The organism is Salinivibrio socompensis S35 (genome assembly GCF_000513715.1).
In the GTDB taxonomy this organism is placed as follows: domain Bacteria; phylum Pseudomonadota; class Gammaproteobacteria; order Enterobacterales; family Vibrionaceae; genus Salinivibrio; species Salinivibrio socompensis.
Window position 1 is genome coordinate 1 of sequence record NZ_AQOD01000154.1, and the last position, 8,372, is coordinate 8,372.

At 51.3% G+C, this 8,372-nt stretch carries 4 protein-coding genes, 1 tRNA gene and 4 pseudogenes; all 9 read left to right on the plus strand.

Going from position 1 to position 8,372, the window contains the following annotated elements:
- Nucleotides 1-132 precede the first annotated feature (132 nt).
- Nucleotides 133-209 (plus strand) — tRNA-Arg (locus DZ54_RS0115095).
- Nucleotides 210-672: 463 nt separating this feature from the next.
- Complete coding sequence (locus DZ54_RS0115100; protein ID WP_025674971.1) at nt 673-921, plus strand: oxaloacetate decarboxylase subunit gamma; 249 nt, start codon at nt 673-675, stop codon at nt 919-921.
- A gap of 31 nt (nt 922-952) precedes the next feature.
- Nucleotides 953-2,747: pseudogene (gene oadA / locus DZ54_RS22290) on the plus strand (sodium-extruding oxaloacetate decarboxylase subunit alpha).
- A gap of 9 nt (nt 2,748-2,756) precedes the next feature.
- Nucleotides 2,757-3,885: pseudogene (locus DZ54_RS22295) on the plus strand (sodium ion-translocating decarboxylase subunit beta).
- A gap of 209 nt (nt 3,886-4,094) precedes the next feature.
- Nucleotides 4,095-5,050: pseudogene (locus DZ54_RS22300) on the plus strand (NADP-dependent oxidoreductase).
- Nucleotides 5,050-5,472 (plus strand): annotated as a pseudogene (locus DZ54_RS22305) (YqaA family protein). Before DZ54_RS22300 ends, DZ54_RS22305 begins: the two co-directional pseudogenes overlap by 1 nt.
- Before the next feature lie 10 nt (nt 5,473-5,482).
- A complete protein-coding gene (locus tag DZ54_RS27210; protein WP_338057072.1) occupies nt 5,483-6,481 on the plus strand; it encodes a M16 family metallopeptidase in 999 nt (332 codons plus the stop codon).
- Entirely contained in the window at nt 6,442-8,112 is a 1,671-nt protein-coding gene (locus DZ54_RS27215; protein ID WP_338057073.1) for an insulinase family protein, read from the plus strand. Before DZ54_RS27210 ends, DZ54_RS27215 begins: the two co-directional genes overlap by 40 nt.
- Nucleotides 8,094-8,330 (plus strand): hypothetical protein, encoded by a 237-nt coding sequence (locus DZ54_RS27220; RefSeq protein WP_338057074.1) that lies wholly within the window; start codon nt 8,094-8,096, stop codon nt 8,328-8,330. Before DZ54_RS27215 ends, DZ54_RS27220 begins: the two co-directional genes overlap by 19 nt.
- Nucleotides 8,331-8,372: the final 42 nt, after the last annotated feature.

An 8,372-nucleotide genomic window follows, 5' to 3' on the forward strand; every position in this document is an offset into this window, starting at 1 on the left:
TGACGATACGCGCTCGTAGCTCAGCTGGATGATCTGGCTCATCGAAACCTCCAGGCGGTTGCCTGGGAGGTTCGGAATCTTCCCTCCCGAGCGTATCSGCCAGTTTTCGTARTMTAGWKCRAATCCGTCAGCGCGTCCGTAGCTCAGCTGGATAGAGTACCTGGCTACGAACCAGGCGGTCGGAGGTTCGAATCCTCCCGGACGCGCCATTTTGCATTACCTCTTCTTTCTTCTCCAGTTTCTATCTTTTTATGTTTTTATCTTTCTATCTCATCGTTGATACTTAAACCGGCATATTAGTTTGTCTGGTCTCGCTATCGCTGTTTGACAGTGAGTGCTGTGATGATGGAAAAACGCTTTTTCCAAAAATGGCATAGTGCGACTCTATCGTTAGTCTAATCGCCAAAATCCTCTATGTACGAGGACGTTTAATCCCGCTATTAACGTACTTAGACAAGAGAAATACGCCTTTTCGAGTGGTGGTTGATCGCGTGCTCTGAGCGCGTTATGACCCGTGTCTTCAGGTAACAAAAACACAACATGAGATTGTCATTTATTCGAATTGTTAGTATTTTGAACGCCGATGATAAAATGGCCACCAAGATAAATGGATAATAACGGCGGCTATCTGCGATTCATTGAAAGCAAGAGTGAGTAACAAGGAAGACAACCATGGATTTAGGCCCGCTTTTAGAACAAGCACTGACGCTGATGCTGACTGGTATGGCTGTGGTGTTTGTGTTTCTTTCTACATTGATTTTTTTGGTCCGCCAACTGGAACGTTTTGGTGACCCGATCCCGCCATCTGCTGCCAAGACGCCTGCTCAGCCTAACGCCAAACCAGCACCGGAAAACGTATCACCCGATGTCGTTGCCGCGATCACTGTCGCTGTTCAGCAGTACCGCCAACGCCATCGTTGAGTGGTAAGGCACATATAAAAAGGAGTTTGTTATGTCTACGCCGTTAGCTATTACCGATGTGGTATTGCGTGATGCCCATCAGTCGTTGTTTGCCACACGTCTGCGTTTGGACGATATGTTGCCGATTGCCGCCGAGCTCGATCAGATTGGGTTTTGGTCATTAGAAACCTGGGGTGGGGCGACCTTTGATGCCTGTATTCGCTATTTAGGAGAAGATCCCTGGGTACGGTTACGAGAGCTAAAAAAAGCGATGCCTAATACCCCAATGCAAATGCTGTTGCGTGGGCAGAATCTGTTGGGTTATCGCCACTATGCGGATGATGTCGTATATAAGTTCGTTGAACGCGCGCATGCCAATGGGATGGATGTGTTTCGTATCTTTGATGCCATGAACGATGTGCGTAACTTCCAGGCAGCTGTCGGTGCCGCTGTGGACGTTGGCGCGCATGCCCAGGGGACGATTTCTTACACCACCAGTCCTGTGCATACCATGGATACCTGGACCGACTTGGCCAAGCAGTTAGAAGATCTGGGCTGTCACTCACTGTGCATCAAAGACATGTCTGGCTTACTAAAGCCGTATGAAGCTTATGAACTGGTTAGCCGAATTAAGTCGACCTGTGATATTCCCCTCTCGCTGCATTGTCATGCCACCACAGGGCTATCGACCGCCACCGCGATAAAAGCCGTTGAGGCGGGGTTGGATGTGTTAGATACCGCGATTTCCTCAATGAGCCAAACTTACGGGCATACACCGACAGAAACCGTTGTCGCGATGCTCGAAGGCACAGAGCGAGAAACGCACCTTGATCTGAATAAACTCGAGTCGATTGCCGCCTATTTTCGAACAGTACGTAAGAAATATGCCCAGTTTGAAGGCCAGCTAAAAGGGTCGATTCTCGTATTCTGATTGCTCAGGTGCCCGGAGGCATGCTAACCAACATGGAAAGTCAGCTTAAAGAGCAGGGCGCAGCCGATAAAATGGATCAGGTCTTGGATGAGATCCCGCGAGTACGCGAAGATTTAGGTTATATCCCGTTAGTCACGCCGACGTCGCAAATTGTCGGATCGCAGTCGGTCATTAACGTACTGACAGGCGAGCGTTATAAGAGTATTACCAAAGAAACCGCGGCCCTGCTAAAAGGTGAATACGGCAAAGCGCCTGCCCCCGTCAATGCCAAACTACAAGCGCGTGTGCTTGACGGTGAAGATGCGATTACCTGCCGTCCGGCGGATAAGTTAGCCGCCGAAATGGAGACGTTGACGCAAGCATTGACCGATAAAGCGGCGGAAGAAGGTGTGAGTCTAGCGGAAGATACGATTGACGATGTCCTCACCTACGCATTGTTCCCGCAGGTTGGCTGGAAATTTCTGCAAAATCGTGGCAATCCTGATGCGTTCGAGCCTGCCCCGACTGGTGACCCCGCCCCCGTAATGAGCTCTGCTACCAGCCAAACAAGTGAGGTTGAGACTTATAGCGTGCGCGTTAATGGCCAAGTGTATCAAGTGGATGTAGGCCCAGACGGTGCCTTAGGCGCGATTCAAGCGGCTAACGATACCCCGAGCGCTGCCGCGGCATCGAGTGCATCCGCGTCACAGCCTGTATCGACCACGCGGAGCCTGTTTCTGCCCCGTTAGCGGGCAATATTTTCAAAGTCATGGTGACCACCGGCGAACATGTACAAGAAGGTGATGTCCTGATCATCCTAGAAGCGATGAAGATGGAAACCGAAGTCAGGGCGGCTCATGCCGGCACGGTCCAAGCTGTACAAGTGAAAGAAGGCGACGCCGTGACCGTTGGCATGCCGCTTTTACATTTAAGATAAGAGGACAGCATGGAAGGATTAATGATCCTGTGGTCAGAAACAGGGCTGGCGAATTTCCAGTGGCCACAGCTTGTGATGATGGTCGTTGGCTGTCTGCTGCTATTTCTTGCGATTCGACGTGGGTTTGAGCCTCTGCTTCTCTTGCCGATAGGTTTTGGGGCAATTTTGGCGAATATTCCCAATGCGGGCTTTAACGAGCCGGGCGGTTTGTTGTACTACGTCTACCATGTTGGCATTGATACAGGGGTTTTCCCGTTATTAATCTTCATGGGGGTTGGAGCGATGACCGACTTTGGTGCCCTGATTGCTAACCCGCGCACCTTGCTTTTAGGCGCGGCCGCGCAATTTGGCATTTTTGCGACCTTGTTCGGTGCGATTCTGCTTAACCTAATCCCAGGGATGGAATTTAGCCTTCAAGATGCCGCATCGATTGCGATTATTGGTGGTGCGGATGGGCCGACCGCCATCTTTCTTGCCAGCCGGTTATCCCCGGACTTGCTCGGCGCGATCGCTGTCGCGGCCTATAGCTATATGGCTTTGGTGCCGATTATTCAGCCGCCGATCATGAAGTTGTTCACGTCGCCACAAGAACGCCAAATTGAAATGAAACAGCTGCGTCATGTCTCGAAAACCGAGAAAGTGCTGTTTCCTTTGGCGGTATTGATGATGACTATCTTATTCTTGCCGTCCGCAACGCCTTTGGTTGGCATGTTTTGCCTGGGTAATCTGATGCGTGAGTGTGGGGTCGTCGATCGGTTATCGAGCACCGCGCAGAATGAGTTGATCAACATTGTGACCATCTTCCTGGGGCTTGCTGTGGGATCAAAATTAGAAGCGGATAAGTTTCTTCAGTTTGAGACCTTGGGGATCCTGGTGCTTGGGGCGGTCGCTTTCAGCATCGGCACAGGGACGGGCGTCTTGATGGCGAAGCTGCTTAACCGGTTTAGTCGAGATCCCATCAACACTGATTGGTGCGGCTGGGGTCTCCGCCGTGCCAATGGCTGCACGCGTGGTTAACAAGGTTGGGCTGGATGCCAATCCACATAACTTCTTGCTAATGCATGCGATGGGGCCGAATGTGGCTGGCGTGCTTGGCTCTGCTGTCGCTGCGGGTATCTTGCTGGCTTTAGTCGGATAGTGTTCGCGTTGTGAATGTAGAGAAAAAACCGTAGCAAGAACAAAACACTCAAATGGTGAAAATAAAACAGCGGCAGGCATTGAGTCTGTCGCTGTTTTTGTTAAGACTAGAGGTTTACGCTTTGCGATGACCCTGTGCTTTTTATTCTCTGCGCCATGAAATTTATTACCTGCGCCATAAAAGCATAATGGCATGCGAAAGGAGTCAATATGTCGAATAACTTGTCTCTTGCGATGACCGAATTCGGTGCGCCAGAGGTTCTCACCACAGTAAACCGCGCTATTCCCTCACCGACTGAAGAGCAGGTGTTAATTCAGGTAAAAGCCGCGGGTGTGAACCCGATCGATGCGAAAACCCGTGCCGGACTCGGCTGGGCAGCGGAACAGAACCGAGATAAGCTGCCTTGGGTGCCCGGTTATGATGTAGCCGGTGTGGTCGTGGCGAACGGTACCAACGAAAGTAAGTTTGATGTGGGTGATCGCGTGGCGGGGATGATCGGCTTCCCGACCGAAGGGGGCGGTTACAGTCAGTATGTGGTGGCTGATGCCGGGCTACTGTCAACCGTGCCACCGAGTGTCCCCATGGTGGATGCGGCCGCGGTGCCACTTGCTGGTCTCACTGCGTGGCAAGCGTTAGAGCACGCCAAGCTTGCCCGTGACGAAAAAGTCCTGATCCTAGCGGGCGCTGGAGGCGTGGGCCACCTTGCAGTGCAATTGGCGGTGAGAATGGGGGCTCAGGTTTATGCGACCGCATCGCCAGGGAACCATGAGTTTTTGCATCAACTGGATGCCAAGCCAATAGATTATCACCAGACCGATTGGGCGACGATGCATGGCGAGTTTGATGTACTGATTGATTTGGTCGGTGGCGATACGGGCATTGACGCGCTGGCTAGTCTTAAAACCGGTGGACGTGTGGTCACGGTTCCCACTAATACGCGTGACATGATGACCTCTGCGGCGGCCGAGCGGGGATTAAAAGCCACGGGTATGTTGGTTGAGCCAATACCTGGCAGACACAACGCTTGCTTGACATGCTCGACCAAGGTGAAATTCACATTGATATTGCCGCCGTTTACCCACTGGAACAGGGCGTACAAGCTCATAAAGCGCTAGAGGATGGTCATACCCGCGGTAAGCGAGTCTTGGAGATGCCGTCGTCGTAATGGACGACGGGTCTGCGTTGACGACACTGTTTGTCACCAGCTTTTTGAGTGCCACCTAATTGCCGGGCGGCTCAGAGGCGAATCTGGTTTATTTGTTAACCCAGCACTCGTTGACTGGTGGCGTGATTGTGGCCGTCGCGACTGTCGGAAATACCTTAGGAGGCATGACCAACTATGCCATCGGCCGTTGGTTACCGGATTATCAACCAAGTCAACGCTGGCACCGCCGCGCACACTTGGGGTTGCAACGTTATGGTTACGCAGCTTTATTATTGAGTTGGGTCCCCATTATTGGCGATCCTTTGTGTGTGGTAGCCGGTTGGCTCCGTTTGCGTCAATCATGGTGTTGGTTGGTTATTTTCATTGCAAAAGCATCGCGTTACGTGATTATTGTTTGGTCGTTTAATTGGGTCACTGGTTAGGAATCATCATATGCAACGTTTACTGTTTGTCGCTGTTCTCGTTTTATCAACCCTGATAGGGTGTCAGCGATTAGGAACATCGTCCCCTGCGACGCCAGAGGGAGTGACCTGGATAAAAACGGTCTCGCCACCACCGGGCAGTGCCCAAGTACCTTATCAGCAGTTTACGCTCGACAATGGGCTCACTGTGTTGCTGCACCAAGATCACTCTGATCCTCTAGTCAGTGTCGATATGCGCTATCATGTTGGCTCAGCCCGTGAGGAACCTGGGAAGTCGGGATTTGCTCACTTTTTTGAACATATGATGTTTGAGGGCTCAGAACATGTTGACGATCATGGTAAGCGAATTAAAGAAGTTGGCGGCTATAACAATGGGTCGACCAATCGCGACACAACCCAGTACTATCAAACAGTGCCGGCCAATGAATTAGAACGCGTGCTCTGGTTAGAATCCGATCGTATGGGCTTTCTGTTGGATGCCGTGTCTCAACGTAAATTTGAAGTACAGCGTGACACGGTCAAAAACGAACGCGCGTTCCGAATTGATAATGTGCCCTACGGACGGGTGAACGAAACCATTAATCAAGCGTTATATCCTGAAGGTCATCCTTATTCATGGCCTGTCATTGGTTACGTTGACGATTTGGATCGCGTTGATGTCGGCGATTTAAAACAGTTTTTCTCACGCTGGTATGGGCCGAACAATGCCACGTTGACGATTGGTGGAGACTTGGACGTACAACAAACGTTGGCGTGGGTGAAAAAGTACTTTGGGGATATCCCTGAAGGGCCAACTATCCCCGCGGCAGACCCTCAGCCTGTCACACTAGAAGCCGATCGATTTGTCACATTAGAAGATAAAGTGTCGCAGCCGGTTTTGGTCATGAGTTTCCCCACCAGTACTCCTGAGACAGATACCAGTACACGCTTGAGTGTACTGGCCAATGTGCTTGGCAGGGTCGTGACAGTGTGTTGTATCAATCCTTGGTGCAAACGGGAAAACTGCTGAGTGCAGGCGCCTCGCATCAATGTGGTGAGCTCGCATGTACCTTTGAAATCTATGGTGTTGGTAGTCAAGGTCAGTCGCTAGCCGATGTGCGTGCGCTACTGCGCCAGAGTATGGCGACCTTTGCGGCGCAAGGGATTAGCGAAGACGACATCAGCCAAATCAAAGCCATGGTCGAGGCGGATAACATCTTTGCGCTGCAAAGTGTGGATGGCAAGGTCGAACAACTGGCCAGTGACTATACCTTACATGGCGATGCAAGCCTTCTGACACAACGCTTGGCCCGTTTGGATGCGGTAACCCCCAGCAAAGTCATGGATAGTTACCAGGCGTGGGTGAGCGAACAACCTGCGGTTAACCTCAGTGTGGTCCCTGAAGGACGCCAAGACTTAGTCGCGCATCCTGCCAACTTTGTCTATCAGCGCCCTGATTATCGCCACATCAGCAACCCAAATAATGAGGACACACTAGGGTTACGCAAAACGCCAGAACGTTTTGACCGCAGTCAGATCCCGCCTCCCAATGGCAGCGTGACTGTGACTGTCCCTAATATCTACCGCGCCGATCTCGACAATGGTATACATCTTGCGGGGACCGTTAGCCGTGAAACGCCGACCGTGACCTTGCAACTTCGCTTGCCCGCAGGCGTATTGATGGAGCCGAATGATAAACGTGGTGTGGCCAATCTTACCGCCAGTATGATCACCGAAGGAGGCGCAGGAATGTCGGCCGCTGAATTGACACAAGCGTTAGACAAGCTTGGGAGTCAGATCAGTGTAAATCCAGATAGCTATCACACCACATTGACCGTCACATCACTAAAAAAACACCTGATAGAGACGCTTCAACTAGTGAACAAGGTGATCAGTGCACCGACGTTTGCCGAGCAAGACTTCGAACGGATCAAAAAACAAACCTTAGAGAGCATGGCGTCACGGGCCGATGATGCCGGCTGGCTGGCGGATCAGGCTATTAGCCAATTGCTCTATCAAGATGAGACTTTCCGAGCGCCTAGGGGCGGTGTGGCAGAAGACATTGCTACTATGACCCTTGCCGACGTCCAACGTTTTTACCGACAACATTATGTGTTGAAAGGCAGTCAGCTCGTCGTCGTTGGCGATCTGTCCCGTGAACATGCGATCAATCTCGCTAATCGGATCACTCCCTGGCAGCCAATCCCCGAGGGCCATGCTCAAGTTGCTCGTCCCGTTCCACGAGACGATGAAAACGCACAAATTTGGTTGGTGGATAAACCACAAGCGCCACAAACCAGTATTCGTATGGTACGCCACGGCATGCCCTACGATGCAACCGGATCGATGTTTAAAACCCGCTTGGCTAACTTTAACCTCGGCGGAAATTTTAATGCCCGTATCAATCAAAACTTACGCCAAGACAAAGGCTATACCTACGGCGCCCATAGTGGTGTGTATGGTGGTCGTCAAACCGGAACCATTGAAGTGAGTGCCGATGTACGTGCTGATGCCAGTGCTGAGGCGATAAAAGAGCTTTGGAAAGAAATGGCTCATGCTCACGAAAATGGATTTACCGAGCAAGAGCTCGCCTATTTACGTCAATCGAGCGGTCAGCAGGATGCACTCAGTTACGAAACGCCATGGGAAAAAGCGGGCTGATTGCACACATTGAAGCGTTTGATTTAGACGATAACTATCGTGAAGCCCAAAAAGTCTTGCTTCATTCACTGACACGCCAACAACTTAATGCCCAAGCCGCGCGTTGGTTCGATCCTAACGACTATCAAATTATTGTGGTCGGGGATGCTGAGCGGTTGGAGGATGAGTTGCGTCAACTTGGCTTGCCAGTCAATAGGCTAACACTTGAATATCGTTAATACGGATTGGATAAACTCACCGCGCTACGTGATGGCTTTTGA